Source organism: Prevotella sp. TCVGH (assembly GCF_023522295.1).
Taxonomy (GTDB): Bacteria; Bacteroidota; Bacteroidia; order Bacteroidales; family Bacteroidaceae; genus Prevotella; species Prevotella timonensis.
In genome coordinates, this window is sequence record NZ_QFFX01000011.1 from 18385 (window position 1) to 43768 (window position 25384).

15 protein-coding genes are annotated in these 25384 nt (G+C 39.8%); 10 read left to right on the plus strand and 5 right to left on the minus strand.

Annotated elements, in window-relative coordinates:
* Positions 1 to 40: 40 nt before the first annotated feature.
* Positions 41 to 694 carry an HAD family hydrolase gene (locus tag DEM91_RS03395; RefSeq protein ID WP_249857994.1) on the minus strand — a complete coding sequence of 218 codons (654 nt, stop codon included), beginning with the start codon at positions 692 to 694 and terminating at the stop codon, positions 41 to 43.
* A gap of 792 nt (positions 695 to 1486) precedes the next feature.
* On the opposite strand from DEM91_RS03395, the gene mltG reads away from it, so the two are divergent.
* The 7 genes from mltG to DEM91_RS03430 all read left to right on the plus strand — a co-directional run bounded on the left by mltG (position 1487) and on the right by DEM91_RS03430 (position 15273).
* Positions 1487 to 2533, plus strand: coding sequence for an endolytic transglycosylase MltG (mltG, locus tag DEM91_RS03400; RefSeq protein WP_249857995.1), 1047 nt, complete (start codon positions 1487 to 1489; stop codon positions 2531 to 2533).
* 355 nt (positions 2534 to 2888) lie between these two features.
* The gene (locus DEM91_RS03405; RefSeq protein ID WP_249857996.1) at positions 2889 to 4604 is read left to right on the plus strand and encodes a glutamine--tRNA ligase/YqeY domain fusion protein; all 1716 of its coding nucleotides are present in this window, start codon (positions 2889 to 2891) and stop codon (positions 4602 to 4604) included.
* Between the two features lie 35 nt (positions 4605 to 4639).
* Complete coding sequence (locus tag DEM91_RS03410; RefSeq protein WP_249857997.1) at positions 4640 to 6061, plus strand: tetratricopeptide repeat protein; 1422 nt, start codon at positions 4640 to 4642, stop codon at positions 6059 to 6061.
* A 47-nt stretch (positions 6062 to 6108) separates the two neighbouring features.
* Positions 6109 to 6747, plus strand: a complete 639-nt coding sequence (locus tag DEM91_RS03415) for a DedA family protein (RefSeq protein WP_249857998.1) — start codon at positions 6109 to 6111, stop codon at positions 6745 to 6747.
* 355 nt (positions 6748 to 7102) lie between these two features.
* Positions 7103 to 9163, plus strand: a complete 2061-nt coding sequence (locus DEM91_RS03420) for a DUF5686 family protein (RefSeq protein ID WP_249857999.1) — start codon at positions 7103 to 7105, stop codon at positions 9161 to 9163.
* 24 nt (positions 9164 to 9187) lie between these two features.
* Entirely contained in the window at positions 9188 to 12418 is a 3231-nt protein-coding gene (locus DEM91_RS03425) for a UvrD-helicase domain-containing protein (protein WP_249858000.1), read from the plus strand.
* Positions 12415 to 15273 carry a PD-(D/E)XK nuclease family protein gene (locus tag DEM91_RS03430; protein ID WP_249858001.1) on the plus strand — a complete coding sequence of 953 codons (2859 nt, stop codon included), beginning with the start codon at positions 12415 to 12417 and terminating at the stop codon, positions 15271 to 15273. Before DEM91_RS03425 ends, DEM91_RS03430 begins: the two co-directional genes overlap by 4 nt.
* Before the next feature lie 487 nt (positions 15274 to 15760).
* Here DEM91_RS03430 and DEM91_RS03435 read toward each other — a convergent pair whose 3' ends face one another.
* On the minus strand, positions 15761 to 16867 hold the full coding sequence (locus DEM91_RS03435; protein WP_249858002.1) for a hypothetical protein: 1107 nt from the start codon (positions 16865 to 16867) through the stop codon (positions 15761 to 15763).
* Between the two features lie 134 nt (positions 16868 to 17001).
* Here DEM91_RS03435 and DEM91_RS03440 point away from each other — a divergent pair, with 134 nt between their 5' ends.
* The 3 genes from DEM91_RS03440 (at position 17002) to DEM91_RS03450 (ending at position 23726) form a co-directional block, all read left to right on the plus strand.
* Positions 17002 to 18189 carry an ATP-binding protein gene (locus DEM91_RS03440; protein WP_249858003.1) on the plus strand — a complete coding sequence of 396 codons (1188 nt, stop codon included), beginning with the start codon at positions 17002 to 17004 and terminating at the stop codon, positions 18187 to 18189.
* A gap of 100 nt (positions 18190 to 18289) precedes the next feature.
* Positions 18290 to 21973, plus strand: a complete 3684-nt coding sequence (nifJ, locus tag DEM91_RS03445) for a pyruvate:ferredoxin (flavodoxin) oxidoreductase (protein WP_249858004.1) — start codon at positions 18290 to 18292, stop codon at positions 21971 to 21973.
* 292 nt (positions 21974 to 22265) lie between these two features.
* Entirely contained in the window at positions 22266 to 23726 is a 1461-nt protein-coding gene (locus tag DEM91_RS03450; RefSeq protein WP_249858005.1) for a potassium/proton antiporter, read from the plus strand.
* Positions 23727 to 23831: 105 nt separating this feature from the next.
* On the opposite strand, the gene rplT is transcribed toward DEM91_RS03450, so the two are convergent.
* From rplT to infC, 3 genes are all read right to left on the minus strand, one after another.
* Positions 23832 to 24176, minus strand: coding sequence for a 50S ribosomal protein L20 (gene rplT, locus DEM91_RS03455; protein ID WP_008125626.1), 345 nt, complete (start codon positions 24174 to 24176; stop codon positions 23832 to 23834).
* A 38-nt stretch (positions 24177 to 24214) separates the two neighbouring features.
* Positions 24215 to 24412 carry a 50S ribosomal protein L35 gene (gene rpmI, locus DEM91_RS03460; RefSeq protein WP_008125624.1) on the minus strand — a complete coding sequence of 66 codons (198 nt, stop codon included), beginning with the start codon at positions 24410 to 24412 and terminating at the stop codon, positions 24215 to 24217.
* Between the two features lie 75 nt (positions 24413 to 24487).
* Positions 24488 to 25186, minus strand: a complete 699-nt coding sequence (gene infC / locus DEM91_RS03465) for a translation initiation factor IF-3 (RefSeq protein ID WP_025071569.1) — start codon at positions 25184 to 25186, stop codon at positions 24488 to 24490.
* Positions 25187 to 25384: the final 198 nt, after the last annotated feature.

Below are 25384 nucleotides of genomic sequence, written 5' to 3' on the forward strand. Positions count from 1 at the left end.
ATTGCTCACAGATAGAAGCCACCACTTTCCAAAGTTTTTATTACTTGCTATCTAACGGCAACATCAACTCTTGCGGAGACGAAACGAAGGTTGTCGCACCATGCTCCAGCAGAAACTCCTTGTCACGAAATCCCCATAACACACTTATACACGGCATACCGCTGTTACGAGCCGTTGCAATGTCTACGTCACTATCACCAATATAGACGGCATCTGTTTTATCTACCCCTAATTGTCGCAACGCTTCCATTACTGTATCAGGCGCAGGTTTGCGGTGAATATCCTCCCGTTCACCAATGGCTACGCTCACATAATCGCTAAAAAAATGTTGGCAAAGCTCGCGAGTAGCGTCATAGAACTTATTACTGACAATTGCCAACTTTTTCCCATGTTCATGCAAATTTTTCAATAAGTCCATCACACCCGGATAAGGGCGCGTGTTATCTAAGTTGTGAACCATATAATGCTGGCGGAAATCCTGATAAGTTTCCTCAAATTCAGGATGTTCAAGACCGCCCGGAATGGCACGCTCCATGAGTTTTTTTACACCATTTCCCACAAAATGCCTTACCTCTTCTATTGTTCGTTCGGGCATTTGGTGTTTCTTCAATGCATAATTACAACTAACAGCTAAATCTTGGAGACTGTCTAAAAGTGTGCCATCCAAATCAAAAATATACGTACTATACTCCATATTGTTACGTGCATCAATCGCACATCATTAAAAAATTAATTCTTAACTCAAACGATTAAGAAAATCGTTTCTCTCATCAACATCCTTATCATTTAACAGGAGTGATGCAAGCAAAACAACCTGACACATCAGCATTGCTTTGATGACTGCAAAGGTACAAATTGTATTATGGATTTCCAAATCATCTTACGTCTTTCGTGGCATAGTTCAACACTCGCTCAACATCGCTTCTGAAGTTCAGTATTTAACTGTCAATAAATTTAACAAAACACCTCTCATAACTTTCATATTTTCAACGAAAAGAAAGTTGGTTGAAAATATTCGAGTATTTGCAACTTTTCATAACTATTTGAATAATACAGACTTATAAAAATTCACTACAAACAAGCCCATTGTTTAACCTGAATTTTCCACTAAAAGCAATGATTTATGTGGCTTGAAAGCACCATCTAAGCCCGTTATTCCATTACAATAGGGCGACTATTATCACCATCTAACGGGGTTAACTCAATGGGATAACACCAAAATCTACTTATTTCCACGATGAAAACTGCCAAAACTGTATGCAAGAGAGCCATATTTTGTGCTAGAATGCAAAATTAAAAAGGCTCATTTTTGGTAATTATAATTTACAAACTACTGTATCACATAAAGGGGGAAATCTATTTGTCAATTCACAATTTCTTGCCATGAAAGAACATGCTGATGATGAGAAATTATAAAATTAATAAGGTTTTATTTTGCCCAATGTATAACTTCTACTACCTTTGCAGTCGTTAAAAACATTTGATAATGGATCAACAACATAAAAATAGATATTTAGTAGCGGCTGCCACGTGCTTATTTTTAGTCTTTGGTTTGATGTACTATTACTTTTTTTCCGCATTCTCAAACTCAGAAACCACTCAGTATATCTACATTGATACCGATGACAATGTAGACTCTGTTGTCGCTAAATTAACGCCCATAGCCAGACAACACAGTCTTCATGGCTTTACCACATTGATGCGCCATAGTCAGTATGCCGACCATATACGAACGGGAAGATATGCCATCAAGCCCTCACAGGGTGCATTCACCGTTCTAAGGCACATAAAGAATGGCATCCAAGACCCCATCAACCTCACGATACCCTCTGTTAGAACCATGGATCGGCTGTCAGAAGAATTAAGCAAACGCTTAATGCTTGACAGTACCGACATCGCCAAGGCTTTGACCAGTCAGGAAGTCTGCAAGAAATATGGCTACGATACAACGACCATTGCTTGTATGTTTATTCCCGATACCTATGAAATTTATTGGAATATATCCATAGACCAACTGTTGGACAGGGTAAAAAAAGAAAGCAATCGTTTTTGGAATAGCAAGCGCACGGCACAAGCACAAGCGCTGAAACTATCCAAAAATGAAGTCATCACATTGGCAAGTATCATTGACGAAGAGACCGCTAACAATGCAGAAAAGCCAATGATTGCAGGAATGTATTACAATCGTCTGATGCTTAGAGATAGCAAATATCCAAATGGAATGCCACTTCAAGCAGACCCCACCATAAAATTTGCATGGAAAGATTTTGATTTGCGACGCATTTATCAAAAACTTCTAAACATCAAGAGTCCGTATAACACATACAAGAATACTGGTTTGCCACCAGGTCCTATCCGTATAGCCTCCATTGCTGGCATCGATGCTGTATTAAATATGGTGCACCACGACTATCTGTACATGTGTGCCAAAGAGGACTTTAGCGGTACGCATAACTTTGCGAAAACTTACCAAGAACACTTAGGAAACGCAAATAAATACACCGCAGCACTCAACAAAAGAGGTATTCAATAAGATATTTTGCAAAGATGATTTATGAAAAGGCAATTACCTATCATTGAATGATCAAAAACTTTGAATTAAAAAATGCCCGTTTCTTCACAGAGATGGGCATTTATTTTCAATAGGTATTAGTTTTCTTTAAGGTAAAAGATTGTATTCAGGATAACACTGCAAATATAGAGAATTAAAATGAATCAAACAAATATATTTCCATATTAAATAACATATTTCTATCATTTGCACAAAAAACTATGGCTGGTAGAATGAATAATCTTTAGTTTTTATTATCTTTGCACATATTATAAATATGATGTAAAGGTTAGCCAAGGCTTCTATTAGCCGTGGCTTATCCCAAAAATAGTTGGATATGACAGTACAAGAGGACAATCACACAGAAGAGAAAAAAAGCCTGAGTTTTGTAGAGCAACTCGTTGAGGAAGACCTTGCGAAAGGCAAGAATGGTGGAAGGATTCAGACACGTTTCCCTCCAGAGCCCAATGGATATCTACACATAGGACATGCCAAGGCTATCTGTATGGATTTTGGCATCGCAGAAAAATACAACGGTATATGTAATTTACGCTTTGACGATACGAACCCAAGCAAAGAAAACAACGAATATGTCGAAAATATTCTCAACGACATTTCATGGTTAGGGTTTAAGTGGGAAAATATTTATTACGCTTCAGACTATTTTGAAAAGCTGTGGGATTTCGCGGTTTGGATGATTCGAGAAGGACATGCCTACATTGACGAGCAAACCGCAGAACAGATTGCGGAACAAAAAGGTACACCTACAACTCCGGGTGTGGCTTCTCCTTATAGAAATCGTCCCATCGAAGAGTCGCTGAAACTCTTTGAACAGATGAACACACCAGAAGCCGTTGAAGGTAGTATGGTGCTCCGTGCAAAATTGGATATGGCAAATTCCAACATGCACTTCCGCGATCCTATCATCTATCGCATTATCCACATTCCTCACCACCGTACAGGAACTAAATGGCATGCCTACCCTATGTACGACTTTGCCCATGGACAAAGCGATTACTTTGAGGGTGTAACTCATTCTATCTGTACACTCGAGTTCGTTCCACACAGACCGCTCTATGATCATCTTATTGATTTTTTGAAGGAGATGGACGGAACAAGTGACGTCATGAACGACAATCGCCCACGACAAATAGAGTTCAACCGACTGAACTTAACCTACACAGTGATGAGTAAACGCAAACTTCATGCACTCGTAGAAGAGCATGCTGTTTCGGGATGGGACGACCCTCGCATGCCGACACTGTGCGGAATGAGACGTCGCGGGTATTCACCTGAAAGTATTAGAAACTTTATCAAGTCTATCGGTTATACCAAGTTTGATGCGCTGAATGACGTGGCATTGCTCGAAGCTGCCGTGCGCGACGATTTGAACAAGAAGGCTTGTAGGGTGAGTGCCGTGTTGAATCCCGTAAAACTGGTGATAACCAACTATCCCGATGGCGAGTCTAAAGAAATGGAAGCTATCAATAATCCAGAGAATGAAGCAGACGGCACGCACACCATCACATTTAGCAAAAATCTGTGGATTGAGCGAGATGACTTTATGGAAGATGCACCCAGAAAGTTTTTCAGAATGACACCTGGCAAAGAAGTGAGACTGAAGAATGCGTATATTGTTAAGTGTACAGGATGTACCAAAAACGAAAATGGTGACATTATAGAAATCCAAGCCGAGTACGATCCACAAAGCAAAAGTGGAATGGAAGGAGCAAATCGCAAGGTAAAAGGTACACTACACTGGGTATCCGCAGACCATTGCCAACAGGCAGAGGTGAGAGAGTACGACCGATTGTTCTACGTAGAGAACCCTGGAGCAGATGAAAGAGACTTCCATGAGTTGCTAAATCCAGACAGTCTACATGTTTTCAAAAACTGTTATGTCGAAGAATATGCAGCTAACAAAAAGCCTGGAGAATACTTACAGTTCCAACGAATTGGTTATTTTATGGCAGACCCAGATAGCAGTGCATCACATTTAGTATTCAATAAAACAGTAGGATTAAAAGATGCTTGGGCAAAAGTAAAGAAGTAAGCATATCTATTTATTCTATCCAAAGAACCGCTTAAATGACAAGTAACGAAAATTCGTATTTTGAATCGAAAGAGTTTAAATATATTTTGCAGCAATTTGAAAATTCACAAACGTCAGGCAATCCTATGTTTATGGATTCGGACGACTTTTCAGATATAGCAGAGTATTATTTTAATCAAGGAGATTTCGAAAATGCAAAAAAGGCTATTGATGACGGTTTGGATATCTTTCCTCATTCAACGAATCTGTGGATTATCAAAGCGAAATTAACTGCTTTAGTAGAGAAGGATGTTACAAAAGCTTACACCTATCTTGAGAGAGTTGAAGATAAGAGCGACTTTGAATACATCTACTTTTTAGGTGAGTTGAAATTGCGTGAAGAAAAAACGGAAGAAGCAGAGAAGTTGTTTCGGAAACACTTGAATGACTTAGACGAGGAAGAGCGAGAAGATTTCATCTTCGACATCGCCTCACTATACGCAGTAAACGAGCAATTCACGAAAGCCGAAGACTGGTTCGAGCTATTGAAATCAAAAACAGATGAAGACTGCCAAGAATTGAAAGGGCGTATACTTTTAGGTTTGGGCGATTATGAGGGGAGCGAACGAATCTTTCAAAAACTCATAGACAAGAATCCATACTCTGCTGATTATTGGACAGATTTGGCTTCTTTGCAAGTTCTCTATGACCGCTTTAGTGCTGCGATTACAAGCTGTGAATATGCTCTTGCTATCAATCCCAAGAACTCACTCGCAACGATTATCAAAGCCAATTCACTTTTCGACTTAGGAAACTTTGAGGAAGCCTTGAAATATTATCTTGCATACCAACAGTTAGAACCAAATAACCTGACGTTTGAAAGACAGATAGGAGATTCGTATCTTCAACTTGACCAGCCCACAAAAGCAATTGTTCACTGGAAAAAGTCAGAACAACAGTATCAAGACGATCCGGAAAGCTTGGCAGAGATTTATGAAAATATAGCCTTGACGCTGTCTCATTTAGGGAAAATGGATGAGGCTTTGTCCTACGTTGATAAGATGCAGAATTTGAAATGCATGAACATGGAAGACATAAGACTAACGAAAGGACACATCCTAATTGAAAATGATCAGATAGAAGCAGCGCAAGAAATTTTTCAAGAAGCCATGCTCCAGCCCGATGCTTCTGCGTATACTGTCTTGAAAATAGCCATCTATTCATATGACTGCGGTTATGTACAAATGGCTTATGAAGTTCTTAAGAACTTTCTTGAGGGTGTAGATGAGACTTGGGAATATGGATATTCTTTTTTTGCTGTATGTTGTAAAACTCTCAATAAAACGGATGAATTTTTACAAGCAGTGAAAAAAGCATGCGAAAAAAATCCAGAAGAAGCCCAAAAAGTATTGCAAACCTTTTTCCCGGAAGGTATGGCACCTGAAGAATATTATGACTTTCTCCTTCAGAACCAATAAGTAAGAAAAGTGTTTATTATCACAACAAACTATTTAGAATTATTTACATGAACTGGTTTTCTTCACTCATGGGAAACTTGAATTATGGTACCGTCTTTCTACTGATGTACATTGAAGGTACTGTAATACCCGTCCCATCGGAGTTAATTGTGTCGCCAGCAGCTTATCACGCTGCCGCAGGACACCTTGATATCACACTTGTCATCATTGTCGCTACTTTGGGAGCTGTTCTTGGTTCCGCTACAAACTATATAGCTGCTTATTATTTAGGCAGACCGATTGTGTATAAGTTTGCAAATAGCAAATGGGGACACATGTGCTTATTAAACCAAGAGAAGGTAGAAAAGAGCGAAAAATACTTTTATGACCATGGCGTTATCGCAACATTAACTGGACGTTTGTTACCGGGCATTCGACAAATCATCTCTGTACCTGCTGGTCTTGCAAAAATGAAGTTTTGGAAGTTTATCCTTTACACCACCATTGGTGCAGGAATCTGGAATTGTGTGTTAGCAGCATTGGGATGGTATTTACATTTTATAGTACCAGAGGAACAACTCAACGAAAAGATTATTGAGTATAACGACCACATCAAGGTTGTGATTCTTGGCATAGCTGCCATTGTTGCACTCTACTTCCTTATAAAATATCTTTATCGAAAAAACAAGCAAAAAAAGACCATTTAAGAACTTTTTTTCAGCTTAACAGCATGATACACATAAGTCTGATAAAAGGTATTATCGTTCACTAAGCGTCAAATCGGCACTATTTTCATAACCGCAATGCCCATTAACAGGCATTGCGGACTTCGTTTTGGAAAAGTAAGTCGCCTATCAAACTATCCTTCATCAACTTTTCACTAAAATGAGAGAGTGGAAGACACTATCTTTGAAAAGCTCCTAAACTTTCGAAAAAAGCTGATGTGTCACAAAAACAAAATTTGATTTGGCTTTTTTTCAAACAAATATTATCTTTGCAAGAGATAGGAGTAAAAATGGAAAAATATTATTTTCCATTAGTAGCTTGTTCTATCTGATGCAAATGAAAAATCAATATTTCAAGATATTCATACTACTCATCATCTGCCAGTATGGCTTGTTAGGATCGTTATCAGCTAAAAGTAAGAAAGATTCTATCTTAACTCGCATATTTACATATCCCCAAAAAATAAAGACGCTACAAGCACCTGACACTGTGAGTTATGCATATATGAAGTCCTCTTTTCACATTAACAAGCGAAATCTGCTGTTAATGGCTGTTCCAACCATGTATGCAATGGCACATGCTGGCAGCAGACGGTATCTTGAAGAAAGCTATAATAAAGTCACTTTCTTACCAAATGGCAAGTACCAAATAGATAAAATTCTTTCATTATCTTCTGCTGGCACTCACCGTCTATCTTTTCCTGCCATGCTTCATTACTTGACACCTAATATATATGATGTCACTCTGATTAACGAGAATGTGCTTTCTCCTTTTCACAGGCAAAATAAAATTTATTATAAATATACTATTGAAGAATCGGCAGACAGCTTACTAAAGCTCCATTTCAAACCACGGTTAAAGAACACACTGTTAGTAACTGGCGAGGCGAAAGTCGATGCTCGTTCGGGGAAAATTAGCAGTATACAACTAACAGGCGAGTATGATATGATCTTTTACAGACTATCCATTCAGATGGGTAACCATGGAGTACAATCTCTGACGCCTCAAAATTGCAGCCTTACTTCACGCTTTTTATTCTTTGGTAACGATGTCCGAACACATTATACCATTGCTTATCACTTGCCTAAGATTCTACCAAACATCTCTGAAGCGAATCAAAATTTTCAACTGATGGAGCAGATTCGCCCAGAACCGCTAACTTCTTACGAGAAAATGGTGTATAGCGAATTACTCAAAGATAAACGAAACGAAGAAAAAGACACTACCGCATTGGATTCTGTTACAACTCCTCCTAAAGTAAATTTTGTGAAATCTGTTCTTTGGGATATGATTGGCGAAAATATATTCAATGATATCCACCAAGATTTTGGTCCAAACAAAGCAGGCTCTCTGCGGATAGATCCTATCTTAAATCCATTATACATGGAATATAGTCCGAGTCAGGGATTTTATTATAACTTCAACATTCGTGGCGGATACCATTTTTCTGAAAATAGCAACATTTGGCTTCAACTAAAAGGAGGTTATTCCTTTCGACTTCATCAATTTTCTTTTTGGATACCTCTCATCTATTACTTTGACATACGGCACAACGGATTTATCAGTTCAGGAATATCAGGAGGTCGAAGAATCCAAAATGGAAATTTAGTAAATGAATTGAGAATAGCAACAAACAATAATCGTGTTTGGGATAACTTGAATTTATATGAGTTTAACGATTCCTTTTGGGATTGTTATGCAAACTACGACTTTACGGCTAAGATAGGTTTCCAAGCGGGCTTTGTTTTTCACCGCCGAACAGCATTAAACAAAGTAGGATTTGAACTTATTAACAAACCTTCTGTATATACATCCTTAGCTCCCAAGTTTCAAGTACATTATAGACCTTGGGGATATCAAGGTCCTACACTGATGGCTTGTTACGAAAAAAGCATCAAGAAACTGGCAGGAACCAATACACCTTATACTCGTTGGGAGTTTGATGGACAATATATCTTGCCCCTTCACAACGTACAATCACTATCCATGCGTATTGGAACAGGATTTTACACCGATAGATCTCATAATGATTACTTCGTGGATTTTGAAAATTTCAGACAAACTTTCCTACCGAATGGTTGGAACGACGAATGGTCTGGTGAATTTGAACTCTTGGAAAGTAGTCTATATAACCAATCTAATTATTACGTTCGTGCAAATTTCACCTATGAATCTCCTTTCTTGATATTGGCTTGGACACCTCTCATAGGGCATTTTATTGAACGTGAAAGGCTGTATCTGAGTGCACTTCGTGCTAAAAATGCGAATCCATATTTAGAATTGGGCTATGCAATCAAGACACGCTTTCTCTCTATTGGCGCATTTATGTCGAACATGAATGGCAGGACTAAGGATTTTGGGTTTAAGTTTGGTTTTGAATTATTTAGACGGTGGTAACCCTTCATCACAGAAATAAAGAATATGAATACACAGCATCCGAGTTCTCTTACTATCTCCAAGGCAAGTGCGGGGAGTGGTAAAACTTTTAAATTAGCCACAGAATATATCAAAATAGTCATTGATAATCCGTACGCTTATCGCAACATCTTGGCGGTGACATTTACCAACAAAGCGACAGAAGAAATGAAAATGCGTATTCTCAGTCAACTTTACGGTATTGCTCATGGACTGTCTGATTCGGAAAGTTATTTCCAAGAAGTGAAAAAAGCCTTAGATTTATCAGACAAACAGATAAGGGAAAGGGCTGAAAAGGCATTAGACTTATTGCTCCATAATTACAGCTATTTTCGGGTGGAGACGATAGACTCCTTTTTTCAGAGTGTACTACGAAATCTTGCACGTGAGTTAGACTTAACGGCAAACTTAAGGATTGAACTCAATGACAAAGAGATACAAGAAAAAGCGGTAGACCAGCTGATAGAAGAACTTCATCCCAAACAACAACTGTTAGGGTGGATATTAGACTTTATTGAACAAAAAATAGCGGATGACAAATCATGGAATGTGATTGGTCTCATCAAGGATTTTGGTAATAATATTTTTCAAGATACCTATAAAGACCATCAAAGCGAACTAACTACCAAGCTCAACCAAGAAGGATTCTTCCCTCAATATGTCCAACAGTTATATGCCATTAAAGAAAAGACTATCAAGGAATTAAAAGACATTCCGCAAGAGTTTACGTCCCTTCTTACGAAATACGACGCTTGTATTGACGACTTGTCGAGAAAATCAGGAGGACCCGCGAGCTACTTCCTGAAAATGAGCAAAGGTACTTTTGACTCCAAGATGCTCATCAATTCGTATGTTCAAAAGGCTTTAGATAGCCCAGACGGTTGGTTGACTAAAACAAATTTGAAAGACCCACGGTTATTTCAATTAGCAACAGAGCTAACACAACTTTTAGAAAATGCCGAGAAAAAGCGAAAGGCATTGATTAAGCCTTATCGCACAGCTGACCTTATTTTGAAGAATCTCAACCAGCTACGCCTATTAAGTAGTATTGAAAATAAGGTCAGAGAACTGAACGATGAAGGCAATAACTTCTTGTTGAGCGACACACAAACATTGCTACATGAGTTGATAGACCAAAACGACAGCCCTTTTATTTTTGAGAAGATTGGAACGCAGCTATCACATATTATGATTGATGAGTTCCAAGACACTAGCACCGTACAATGGAAAAACTTCAAGATACTGCTTCAAGAGACAATGAGTCATCAAGACACCAACAGCTTGATTGTTGGCGATGTGAAGCAAAGCATCTACAGATGGCGTTCTGGAGATTGGAGATTGCTAAACAATATTGAGCAAGAGTTTGCCCCGTCACACCAATTAAAAATCGAACCTCTCGATACCAACTATCGGTCAGAACATCATATTGTGAACTTTAACAACCACTTCTTTGAAATTGCAGCACAACAGGAATACGAAGAGTTGGTTGCCTCTCATACGCAAGGAGCTGAACAAATGCAGAAGGCTTACGCAGATGTCGTTCAAAAGATTCATAAATCTAAAGATAAACATGGCTGTGTACGTATCAAACTTTTCCCTAAGGAGCAATACAATGAAACTACAATTGATGAGATTATCCAAAACATTCAGTTGTTGTTAGACAACGGAGCCAAAGAAAACAGCATTGCCATTTTAGTGAGAAACAAAGCGAACATCCATGATATAGCCGACGTATTGATGCAAGCAATGCCTCATATCAAACTCGTTTCTGACGAGGCTTTCCGCTTAGATTCTTCAAGTGCGGTGAACATATTGGTGGATGCTCTCCACTGTTTGACGCATCCAGAAGACCAACTAACAGTGGCAAATTTGGCAAAAACATATCAAACCCAAGTTCTCAACCACGATTTGGGCGATGATGATTTGTTGATTCAAGGAAAAGACATTTGGGATTTCCTGCCCAAGCAATATGTCTTAAAAGCAAAAGCACTATTGTCTCTTCCTGCAATGGATTTGGTGGAGCGACTATACGCCCTATTTGATTTATCCGCTCTCAAGCATCAAAGTGCCTATGTATGTGCATTTTATGATGTACTCAGTCAGTATATTTCAGACAATATTGCCGAGATAGACAGCTTTATCAATCAATGGAATGAAACGTTGCACGAAAAGACCATCCAATCTGATGGCATTGACGGCATCAGGATGTTGACAATTCATAAGAGTAAAGGATTAGAGTTTGATCATGTCATTATTCCTTTCTGCGACTGGAAACTGGAAAAAGAAAAAACACTATGGTGCAAAACCGATGTTGCCCCATTCAATGAACTGCCCGTGATACCTATTACATTCAATGAGGGTAAAATGCAAGAGTCCTATTTTGAAGATAGTTATCAGTACGAACACCTGCAAAATGTCGTTGACAACATGAATCTTTTATATGTTGCCTTTACCCGTGCTTGTAAGAGTTTATTTATTTTTGGGCAGCGAAAAGTACAAGCAAGACGTTCTAAAATCATTGAAGACTCGCTGGAGAAACTACATGCGTCTTTATCCGACAGTAGACTGGAAGGAGATATGAACAAGCGAGACGAGGTGCTTTGCTTTAGCTACGGAGAGTTATGGGTACCTTCTGAAGAAGAAACAAGATTTTCTGAAAATGTTTTCTTCTCGCCCATTCAAACGCAATCCGTAGAGATGAAGAGTTATGGAAACAGTGTAAAGTTTAGACAAAGCAATCAGAGCAGAACATTCACTCTCCCTGAAACAAACGAAGATGCCACGCAGCAAAGCTACATTCAACTTGGTAATGTGTTACACATGCTTTTTTCCAAAATAAAAACCACATCCGACATCCCCACCATTTTAAGAGAACTGGAGTTTGAAGGGGTGCTTTACGACAACATCATTACCCATGAAAAGCTGCAACAGCTATTGGAAAAACGTCTCAACAATCCAAAAGTGGCAGAGTGGTTTTCACCTCAATGGGAACTATATAACGAGTGTAGCATCATCCACACCAATCCTGTCACAGGCGAAGTCATGACCCACAGACCCGATAGAGTAATGATGCAAGGAGATAAAGTTGTGGTGGTAGATTTTAAGTTTGGTAAACCTCGTCCCGAATATCACGACCAAATCAGAGAATACATCCATCTACTTCAGCAAATGGGACACACCCAAGTGACAGGATATTTATGGTTTGTTTATAGTAACTTGATTGAAGAAATAAAATGAAATATAGTTTTTTAGAATATGTTGCCAAAGATTTATTAGAAAAATTTGGTAACAATTTATCACACATCGCCGTTGTCTTTCCCAACAAACGTGCCTCACTGTTTTTGAACAAGCACCTTGCACAGCTGTCCGATCGCCCTCTATGGAGTCCGTCTTACCTCACCATCAGCGATTTGTTCAGACAGCACTCTACGCTTACCGTTGGAGATCCAATCAAGTTGATTTGCGATCTCCACAAATCATTTATTACATGCACAGGCAGAGAGGACACGCTGGATGTGTTCTATGCGTGGGGTGAACTGTTATTGGCAGATTATGATGACATTGACAAGAATTTAGCAGATGCCGATAAAGTCTTTGCAAATCTACAAAACATTCACGAGTTGGATGATATCTCGTATCTATCCGAACATCAAAAGCAAATATTGCAAAAGTTTTTTAGCAATTTTGATGAAAACCATCACACTGAACTCAAACGCCGATTCATCGAACTGTGGAGTCATTTAAGCGACATCTATCACCATTTCAATGAAAAGCTATCGCTGCAAGGGCTTGCCTACGAGGGAGCATTATACAGAAATGTAGTATCAGACAAGAACCTCTCATTTGAATTCGACCAATATATTTTCGTTGGTTTCAATGTGCTGCAACAAGTTGAGCAAGAGCTATTTCGTCAGTTAAAGAGCATGGGTAAAGCCAAATTTTATTGGGATTTCGACGATTACTATATGAGCGATGAGAAACAAGAGGCGAGCCACTTCATCCGCCAGTATCTTGACGTGTTCCCCAACGAGTTAGATTGCCACAATGCCGATATCTACCAACAATTCAAACAGCCCAAACAAATTACTTACCTCTCTGCGCCTACCGAAACAATACAGGCAAGATATATCAGCGAATGGCTACAACACAATGGCAGAATGGAGGCTGGCATTAAAACCGCTATCGTGATGTGCGATGAGTCTATCCTGCAAACAGTCATCCATTGCATCCCTCCTGAAGTAAGCAAGGTTAATATTACCATTGGCTATCCTTTAGCCCAATCACCTGTAGCGTCATTGATACACCAACTGCTCAAATTGCAGTTGTCAAGCTATGCGCATAATGGCAAATATCGATTAGCAGAGGTGAAACGCATGCTTAGCCATCCCTACATCAAATATCTTTCAGAAAATGCACCTGAATTGATAGTAAACTTGGAAGAAAATAAGCATTATTTCCCCACTCGGGAAGAATTGTCCGTAGATGCAGGATTATCTTTGGTGTTCAAAGAGTTGGTAGATGATTCTACAAACCTCTATCTTACTGAATGGATATTAGAAATACTTCAACTCATTGGCAAGAATGGCAGAGATAGTGAAGATGCCTTTTTTCAAGAGTCTGTATTTCGGATGTACACACTCATGAATCGACTACATGAGCTTATCCATAGCGGAGATTTGCACATACAGCTCACTACTTATGAGAAACTCATTCTCCAGCTCATTCAAAATACTTCCATTCCTTTTCATGGAGAGCCTGCCGAAGGCATCCAAATCATGGGAGTACTCGAAACCCGCAACTTGGATTTCGACCACATCCTCATTCTCTCTTGCAACGAGGGGAACATGCCAAAAGGTGTTAATGACGCCTCATTTATCCCCTACTCTATTCGTGAGGCCTACGGACTCACCACCGTGAAGCACAAAGTTGCTATCTACGCTTATTATTTTCACCGTTTATTACAACGAGCCTCTGACATCACACTCACTTACAACAATTCAACAGAAGGAAGTCATAAAAGCGAGATGAGTCGATTTATGCTGCAAATGTTAGTGGAAAGCGGACATCCTATCCAAAAAATTGCGATGCTCTCTGGACAGGAAATCAAACACCATGAAGCCCACCCCATTGAGAAGAAGGAAATGGTCATGGAGGTGTTATACAACATGAACCAAATTTCACCAACTGCGATTAACAGATATATGAGATGTCAATTGCAGTTTTATTACAACACTATTGCAAAACTTTACGAACCAGAACCCGATAACGACATTGATAACCGCATGTTCGGAAACATCTTTCACAGAAGTGCAGAACTCATTTATACGTCTTTACAACATGAGAGCGAGTGGATAGAACCCACGAAGCTTAACAAGTTAAGAACCAAAAGTCAGCTACTCGAAAGATTTGTAGATCAAGCTTTTTATGAAGAAATTTACAAATCAAAAGACAAGGTACGCCCTATTGAATATAATGGGCTGCAACTGATTAACCGTAAAGTGATTATCGACTACCTAAAACGACTGTTGAAAATAGACGAAGCCTTAGCTCCTTTTAGGATTATTTCGTTGGAAGAAAGAGTAAATACAACGATTTCTTTTGAGACTGCACAAGGATTGAAAACCATCACTGTGGGTGGCATTATCGACAGGTTGGACGAAGTTACCGACCCAGATGGCACACATCGAATACGAGTCGTTGACTACAAAACGGGGCGACCAGCAACTTCTGTACCTACAGATGTAGAAGAAATCTTTTGTGACGACAACCTAACAGAGAAGCACAAAGATTATTATTTACAGACTTTTTTGTATGCCAACATTGTAAGGCAGCATCAAGAACTCAATCCACATGGCTTGCCTGTCAGTCCCGCCCTACTCTTCATACAACAAAATCCGGGTGATGACTTTGACCCGACACTGCTCCTATCAAAAGAAAAAGTGAGCGACATCGGTACTTACAGCTCGGTTTTCAGCAAACACTTACAACAAGTATTGACCGATATATACGATTCATCTCACCCCTTCACCCCTACACAAGACAACAAACGGTGTACCTATTGTCCCTACAAGCGAATTTGTGGTCGAAATTAGTCAAACGGAATGAAGGTTGAGCACCAATGACTCAAGTTTAGAATGGTACGCAAATGGAAGGAGAATTGATGCTGAATTTTCTTTACAAAGACCCTCTCATAACTCGCGTGAAAACAACCAACGACAAAGTGGGTCGCAAATACGCGAGATATGAGCAAGGTTTGTAACCTACTGTTAGTAAGGAAGTTATGCGGAATCCGTTTCTTTTCGTTCGCATTTTTGCCCTTTCTTGGCGACTGAAGCATTGAGATAAGCCTGCAATTTGCATGCTTGAAGGCTGCTGAAGCATGTGGATAACACCTCTAATACATGTTTCCAAGCCCGTTAACTCAATGTTTCAGCTTGAAGAGACGTTTATTTTGTGAAAATCAGCCCATTTTTGTTGGGCGTTTGCCTATTGAAATTTTCTATTTTGGAAATTTTTAATGACCGTTTTTTGGTAAAATTACAGGACAAAAACCACTTTCACACAACTGTCAACATCCCATTAAAAAGTATAAGGAGTGACAAGATCATCCCCCGCTAAAGAAACTTTTAATCGATATTTGTCCGTGTAGGTTATTTGCATTAAACGCTTCGGTTGGGGTACATCATTTGTCGACAAACTTAATGCAACATGTCCCATAGTACGGCGAAAATTGATTTCAACGCATGGGTGTACACACAATTCTGTTGCTTCAGCCAACTTTACAATCATCATATCCACGCCAAAAGGACCCACATACTTTCCAGATACTTCCGCAACCAACAAGGAATGCAAGGTACGTTGCAAGAAATTGAGCAAATCAAGGGATATAAATTGTGCAATCTCTTGACGCTTTACCTCCTCACTGGCAACGATATTCCCTAAATAAGCGCCATGCACAGTAGAAAAGAGGGAAAGCCCCAAATATTGGATGTCACCTTGTGCGGAGGCTTCAAATTCCATTCCAAAATCTAATACCTTTTCATATTGTGGTTCTATCATGATACCACCCTGTCGATGTATCAGGTTTTTGCACCACCCTTCTACATGGGGTGTATAATCATGATCAACATATCGCATTCCTCTCCCACTGCTACTCCATGGCGCTTTCAACACAAAACGTTGATGAGGTTGATTGAACAGTGTCTTGAGACTTTGTTCTTGTCCTGTAAAATAGGTACTTTTCCCCACAAATCTTGGATGGGAAGCAACCAAGGCAGGAAGGATATGGGTGGCTGCAAACCTACGATTACTCATTTGTCGAATGGTGTCCAACTGTGCATCGTTGGGCAATACTGCTGTAAAGTCAGGATTGCAGGCTAACAAACGTTTTACCAAACTTTTATTCATTCCCCATGATTCCACCTTCATAGGTGACAATGTAGATAATTGTTGCAAATCACGATCCGTGACAAATATCACTTCCTGCGCATCATCACCATGATGCCGTACCGCTTCTAAAGCTGCTGGGACATCGTCGACCAATACCATATCTCCATCTTCAGCCCATAGTGCCGGCAGATAACCCAAGTCAGCGCGCAATTCACGGGCTGCATGTGGCGCAGTAAACTGTTCCATATTGACAGCCAAAGCGATGTCATGTTCAGGATTGAAAACATGCAATTTCATTAAACAAATCTCCTTTCGTTTTAAGTACATGCAAAAATAATAAAAAAAGACGATATTTTGCAATATAGACTTTGCAATTATCGAAATTAATATTACCTTTGCAGTGGTAAAAACTTCATAATTAGTTTTTTTACATGGAATCTTTCTTTCGCACACATACGAACCTTGTCGAACATACAAAAGCGCCAGTTCGTCGCACCCTCATGGATGAGATTGACTGGAATGATAGGTTGATTGGAATCAAAGGCTCCAGAGGGGTGGGCAAGACAACCTTTCTATTGCAGTATGCGCAAGAGAACTTTGAAAGCACAGATAGAAGTTGTCTGTACATCAATATGAATAACTTCTACTTTCAAGGATGTGGAATTGACGAATTTGCAGCCAGCTTTGTACAAAACGGAGGAAAGGTTTTGCTGATTGATCAGGTTTTTAAGCAGCCAAATTGGAGTACAGAACTCCGCCGATGCTATGATAATTTTCCTGATTTGAAAATCATCTTTACGGGTTCGAGCGTCATGCGCTTAAAAGAAGAAAACCCCGAACTCAATGGCATTGTTAAGAGCTACAACCTTCGTGGGTTCTCTTTTAGGGAGTTCCTAAACTTAAAAACAAACCAACAATTTAGGGCTTACACGCTTGATGAAATCCTTAAAGACCACGAACGCATTGTTAAGCACATCTTTCCAAATGCGAGTCCTAATAAATATTTCAAAGATTATATCCATCATGGTTTTTATCCTTTCTTCTTGGAAAATCAAAATTTCTCGGAAAATCTACTGAAGACCATGAACATGATGACAGAGGTAGACATTCTGCTCATCAAACAAATAGAATTGAAGTATTTGACAAAAATAAAAAAACTGTTCTACCTCTTAGCTACAGAAGGTCAGTGTGCACCTAATATCAGTAATTTGGCGCATGAGATAAAGACAAGTCGTGCCACGGTGATGAATTACATCAAATATCTGGCAGACGCACGATTGATTAACATTATCTATCCCGTGGGACAGGATTTCCCAAAGAAACCCGCGAAGGTAATGATGCATAATACTAATTTGCAATATGTTATCTATCCCAACAAAGCAAGCGAGCAAGACCTGATGGAGACGTTCTTTGTGAACTGTATGTGGAAAGATCATACCGTTAATCAGAGTTCCAAAGACCATTTCTTCATCGTAGATGACAACAAAAAGTTTAGAATTTGCGATGCCAAGAGCGAACATAAGATAAGGTACAACAATGACACGCTGTACGCAAGATATCATACAGAGGTAGGACAAGATAATAAGATACCACTTTGGCTTTTCGGTTTCCTATATTAGCTGAACAAAAAGCATAGAGACAAGTTCAGAGTGACGCAAAAGAATATCAGTATTTTGAATACAAAGATTATATACAAAACATTCATTAATATTTAATAAAATGGCAAAAGAGAAAAAGTTTATCACTTGTGATGGTAATGAAGCCGCAGCACATATTAGTTATATGTTCTCAGAAGTTGCAGCTATTTATCCTATCACTCCATCATCAACGATGGCAGAACACGTGGACACATGGGCTGCCAAGGGTCGTAAAAATATGTTTGGACAACCTGTCCTCGTACAAGAAATGCAATCAGAAGCTGGTGCAGCTGGTGCCATGCACGGTTCATTGCAATCGGGTGCACTGACCACCACCTACACTGCATCGCAGGGTTTACTGTTGATGATTCCTAACATGTACAAGATTGCAGGCGAACAGTTGCCTTGTGTCATCAATGTTTCAGCACGTACAGTCGCTACGCACGCACTGTGTATCTTTGGAGACCATTCTGATGTTATGGCTTGTCGACAGACAGGATTTGCTATGTTCTGTTCTGGTTCTGTTCAAGAGGTTATGGATTTGTCAGCCGTACCACACTTGGCAACCTTGAAAACAAGCATTCCATTCATCAATTTCTTTGATGGTTTCCGTACCTCTCATGAATATCATAAAATTGAAATGATTGATGAAGAGGCTATCAAAAACATGGTTGACAACGATGACATTAAGCGTTTCCGTGATCGTGCATTGACACCCGAACGCCCTGTAACACGTGGTACCGCTGAAAACCCAGAAACATTCTTTACACATCGTGAAGCATGTAACCAGCATTATGAGGATGTTCCAGATGTAGTTGAAGGCTACTTGAAACAAATCTCTGATTTGACAGGTCGTGAATATCATATCTTCTCTTATTATGGTGCAAAGGATGCAGAGAACATCATCATTCTGATGGGATCGGCTTGCGAAGCTACTCGCGAGGTGATTGACCACCAAATGAAGGAAGGCAAGAAAGTGGGAATGGTTTCTGTACACTTGTATCGTCCATTCTCTGTAAAGCACTTGTTAGCTGCTGTTCCTAAGACAGTAAAGCGAATTGCTGTGCTTGACCGCACGAAAGAGCCGGGTGCAGAAGGTGAACCACTGTACTTGGACGTAAAGAGTGCATTCTATGATGTAGAAAACAAGCCACTTATCGTTGGTGGACGCTACGGATTAGGTTCGGCAGACATCACTCCAAGCCACATCATCTCTGTATTTAACAACTTGGAGATGAACGAACCGAAGAATCATTTCACTGTTGGTATCGTAGATGACGTTACATTTACTTCACTTCCTTTATTAGAAGATAAGCCTTTAGCATCTGAAGGACTGTTTGAAGCAAAATTCTTTGGATTGGGTGCTGACGGAACAGTAGGTGCGAATAAGAACTCGGTGAAGATTATTGGTGATAATACCGACAAGTATTGTCAGGCTTACTTCTCATACGACTCCAAGAAGTCAGGAGGTTTTACCTGTTCGCATTTGCGCTTTGGCGATCATACAATTCACTCTACCTATAAAGTGATTACGCCTAACTTCGTGGCATGTCACGTACAGGCATATTTAAGAATGTATGATGTTTTACGTGGACTTCGTAAGAATGGAACATTCCTGCTGAACACGGTCTTCGAAGGAAAAGAATTAGCTAACTTCATTCCTAACAAGTTGAAACGCTACTTCGCTAAGAACAACATCACCGTTTACTACATCAACGCTACCAAGATTGCACAAGAAATTGGTTTGGGTAATCGTACGAACACCATTCTTCAGAGTGCTTTCTTCCGCATTACAGAAGTCATCCCTGTTGACCTTGCCGTAGAACAGATGAAGAAGTTCATTGTAAAATCTTACGGTAACAAGGGTCAGGATATTGTTGACAAGAACTACGCTGCTGTAGAACGTGGTAACGAGTACAAGCAATTGGAAGTAGACCCAGCATGGGCTCAACTCGAAGACGACCCAGAGGTGAAAGAAGAAGATGTACCCGCATACATCAAAGAGATTGTACGACCAATCAACTCACAAGCAGGTGACTTGCTGAAGGTTTCCGATTTCATCAAACATGATATGGTAGATGGCACCATGAAAAATGGTTCAGCCGCTTACGAGAAACGAGGCGTTGAAGCTTTCAACCCCGAGTGGACCTCAGAAAACTGTATCCAGTGTAACAAGTGTGCATACGTTTGTCCTCACGCAGCTATCCGTCCTTTCGTTTTAGATGAAGAGGAAGTGAAAGGCTTTGATGATACTACCTTGGCAATGAAGGTTCCGAGACCAATGGCTGGTATGAACTTCCGTATCCAAGTAAGTGTGCTCGACTGTGTTGGTTGTGGCAACTGTGCCGACGTATGTCCTGGAAACAAGCAAGGAAAGGCATTGAAGATGGTTCCATTTACACGTGACGAAAAGATGATAGAAAATTGGAACTACCTCACAAAGAACGTAAAGAGCAAACAACATCTTGTAGATATCAAGAGCAATGTGAAGAATACACAGTTTGCACAGCCGCTCTTCGAATTCTCAGGAGCATGTGCTGGTTGTGGTGAAACGCCTTACGTTAAATTGGTTTCACAACTCTTTGGAGATCGAGAAATGATATCAAATGCAACAGGATGTTCTTCCATTTATTCTGCATCATTACCATCAACACCTTACACTACCAATGCAGAAGGAAAGGGACCAGCTTTTGCAAACTCATTATTCGAAGACTTCTGTGAGTTTGGTATGGGTATGGTATTGGGTAATAAGAAGATGCGAGACAGAGTTATATTGCTCTTAAACCAACTTATTGAAAAGGAAGATACCTCAAACGAACTGAAAGAAGCTGCACAAAAATGGATGGAAGCGAAGGATAATGCTGATGCTTCGAAAGAAGCAGCTGCTCAACTCAAACCTCTTATCCAAGCTTGCGCTGACAAAGGCTGCACTATTGGCAAAGAACTGATGACACTTGAACATTATCTCATCAAACGTTCGCAATGGATTATTGGAGGTGACGGAGCCTCTTACGATATTGGTTTTGGTGGATTAGACCATGTCATCGCTTCTGGTGAAGATGTTAATTTCTTGGTTCTCGACACAGAGGTTTACTCAAATACTGGTGGACAGAGTTCAAAAGCTACACCTTTAGGTGCCATTGCCCAATTCGCAGCACAAGGAAAGCGTATCCGCAAAAAAGATTTAGGTTTGATGGCAACCACCTATGGCTATGTTTACGTGGCACAAATAGCAATGGGAGCTGATCAAGCACAAACGTTAAAGGCAATTCGTGAAGCAGAAGCTTATCCTGGACCATCACTCATCATCGCTTACTCACCATGTATCAATCACGGTTTGAAAGCTAAGGGTGGCATGGGAAAGAGTCAAGCCGAAGAAGCTCGTGCCGTTGCTTGCGGTTACTGGCATCTGTGGAGATACAATCCATTACTTGCTAACGAAGGAAAGAATCCATTCCAACTCGACTCCAAAGAGCCTGACTGGAGTAAATTCCATGATTTCTTATTAGGTGAAGTTCGTTATCTGTCTGTTAAGAAAGCCTATCCCGATGAAGCAGAAGAACTATTCCAAGCTGCAGAAGACATGGCAAAGTTGCGCTACAACAGCTATGTAAGAAAAGCACAAGAGGACTGGAGTTTTTCTAATGAAGAGGTAGATGAAACAGAGAACAACAATCCTAATACAGCTGAAACAAAAGAAGAAGAAGTAGTTGCAAGCAAGCCCAAAGAAGATTCTAAGGCTGAGCATGTAGATGCCAAATCTTAAACATCTGTATAGACTATGTGTATGAGTAAGAAAGCTTAACTCAATCTCGTTACACAAACACACTTTATATTTATCACAGCAAGGTTGTCCTTGCTGTGATTTTTTTTATAAATAGTTCGGCTCTATTTCATGATTGTACTGCTGTATAGAGTGTTTTATTCTTAAAATCTTTCATTTGAACATATTGTTATATTCATCAATTTTCGTATCTTTGTCCATGATAATCAGTTAGACCATTTACAGATTCTAATAACCATACCATAAATTACATCACTCACTATTAAAAGAAGTAATGATCACTTTCTCAACAGAAAATATTTTTCTCTTAGGCTCTTTCTTAGTATTAGTCAGCATACTTATCAGTAAAACAGGCTATCGCTTCGGCATTCCAACATTGCTGTTATTCTTGTTTACAGGGATGTTTTTTGGCAGTGAAGGGTTGGGTATGGAATTTGATAGCCCACACGACACACAATTCATTGGTATGGTGGCATTGAGTATCATCCTGTTTTCTGGCGGTATGGACACCAAGTTTAAGGAAGTAAAGCCTATCATTGGAATGGGTGTCATCCTATCTACTTTGGGTGTAGTGATGACAACAGTCTTGACAGGAGGATTTATATTTGCATTATCGCAGTGGGCAGGTATGGATATTCAATTGTCATTGATTGTATCGATGCTGTTAGCTGCAACCATGTCCTCCACAGACTCGGCTTCTGTGTTTAGTCTTTTGCGAACACAAGGAATTGGCTTGAAATACAAATTGCGACCAACGTTGGAATTAGAGAGTGGTAGCAATGACCCCATGGCTTATATGCTGACGATAACACTCATCAACGTTGCCCTCTCGGGTGATGATTTTTCTTTTTTAGACTTATCACTTAACATTGGTGAACAGTTTTTATTAGGAGGAGCATTAGGCTATGGTCTTGGTCGTTTGACGGTTTGGTTGATTAATCGAATCAATCTCCCAAACGCAGCACTCTATCCTGTACTTCTCTTAAGTATGGTGTTTATCACCTTTACACTGACCGACTTATTAAACGGCAATGGATATTTAGCAGTGTATATAGCAGGACTTGTAGTGGGCAACTGCCGCCTGTCTTATCGACGAGAGATGTCTACGTTCTTAGATGGACTTACTTGGTTGCTCCAAATCATCCTGTTCCTCACCCTTGGACTGTTGGTTAATCCTTCAGAGTTAGTTGACGTAAGCCTCTTCTCCCTCGCCATCGCAGTATTTATGATGCTTGTTGCGCGCCCTGTAAGTGTATTTTTATGCTTACTACCCTATCGCAAAATTCCATTGAAAGCCAAAACTTTCCTTTCATGGGTTGGTCTTCGAGGTGCCGTCCCCATTATTTTTGCCACATATCCCATCATTAACGGTGTCGAAGGAGCAGACCTCTTGTTTAATATTGTCTTCTTTATCACCCTGCTATCACTTACGGTGCAAGGTACTACCATCTCATTAGTGGCGAAAAAACTCCAGCTTGATATGCCAGAAGAAAAGAGCGGTAATGAGTTTGGAGTTGAGATTCCAGAGGAATTAGGCTCAAAACTAAAAGAGGTAACTTTAGAAGAGAGCATGCTTGAAAATGGAAACTTATTATCTGAGATGAACATTCCTAAAGGAACGCTTGTTATGATGGTGAAACGTGGAAAAACTATCTTGGTTCCCAATGGTCAATTACCTTTAGAGAAAGGTGACATCTTGTTATGCCTTTCCAGTGCCAACAAGAATCCAGAGTAGACGCTTCAAAGCGAAGATTAGCACAACATTCAATAATGCTAAAAGAGTTGTAACTCAACTGGGAGTTACAACTCTTTTAATATTTGTGACTAAGTTTGTCTTCCTTTACTTTACTTTGTCAACGATAGCCTTGAATGCTTCAGGGTTGTTAACAGCGAGATCTGCAAGCACCTTACGGTTAATTTCAATGCCTGCCTTGTTCAAAGCACCCATTAAAACAGAGTAACTCATTCCTTCAAGGCGAGCTGCAGCATTAATACGCTGTATCCATAAAGAACGGAAGTTGCGCTTTTTATTACGACGATCACGATATGCGTAGGTAAGACCCTTTTCCCAAGTGTTCTTAGCTACTGTCCACACATTCTTTCTTGCACCGAAATAACCTTTAGTCTGCTTAAGGATTCGGGTTCTCTTTGCTTTTGATGCAACATGATTTACTGATCTTGGCATAGTTTTTCTTTCCTTTAAATAATTTGACTAAAAGTGAATTAACGCAAGTTGAGCAAGTCACGTACTTGCTTCAAGTTTGACTTGTCTACAAGAGTGTAGCCTACTAAGTTTCTCTTTTGCTTCTTAGTCTTCTTTGTCAAGATATGACTATGATAAGCATGATTACGCTTAATCTTTCCTGTTCCAGTGAAACTAAAGCGCTTCTTTGCACCGGAATTTGTTTTTTGTTTTGGCATTTTTTTACTTTTTAAATTGTTATTTATTTACTACTGTGGCAACGTATATACCAAGACGTTACGCACAATCCAGTTTTATTCTTCTTCCTTAAGTTTCTTGAGTGCCTCAGAACCATTTTTAGCGTTATCAAAAAGTCCGCCATTAGACTTTTCCTCCTTTGATGATCCGTCTGTTGGAACTTTCTTCTTCGCCTCTTTTGCTTCTTTCAAAGCTTGCTCACGATCACGCTTTTGTTGACTCTTCTTCTCCACACCTACTTGCTTTGGTGAGAGATAAATAAACATCCGTTTACCTTCTAACTTTGGCATCTGTTCTACTTTACCAAAGTCTTCCAAGTCGTTAGCAAACCGCAACAACAACACTTCGCCTTGTTCCTTAAACAAGATAGACCTTCCACGGAAGAAAACGTATGCCCTCACTCTGTTACCTTCATTCAAGAACTCGCGTGCATGCTTGAGTTTGAACTGGTAGTCGTGCTCATCTGTTTGAGGTCCAAAACGTATTTCCTTGATATCTACCTTTACCTGCTTCTGCTTCATTTCTTTAGCACGCTTCTTCTGTTGGTAAAGGAACTTACTATAGTCGATGAGACGACAAACTGGTGGCTGCGCATTTGGAGAGATTTCTACAAGATCAACATCCTGCTGACGAGCTAAATCCAAGGCTTGACGGGTTGGCATTACCTGCGATCCGTCATCACCAACAACACGCACTTCCCTTACGCGAATCTGTTCATTCACGCGGTACTGTTTACTTAATTTGTCATTTTTCATTCAACTATATTAATGGTTCTAAGTGTGAAACGGCTGCAAAGTTACTGATTTTATTACAATGAGCCAAATCTTTATTCATATTTTTTAGCACAATAAGCATCATCGCACGAAAGTGTAGAGACGATTAACAGATACAAAATCACGATTCTTGAATACAGACAACTTTTCAGTTTCTTACAAAGTACTATTGTAGCAATT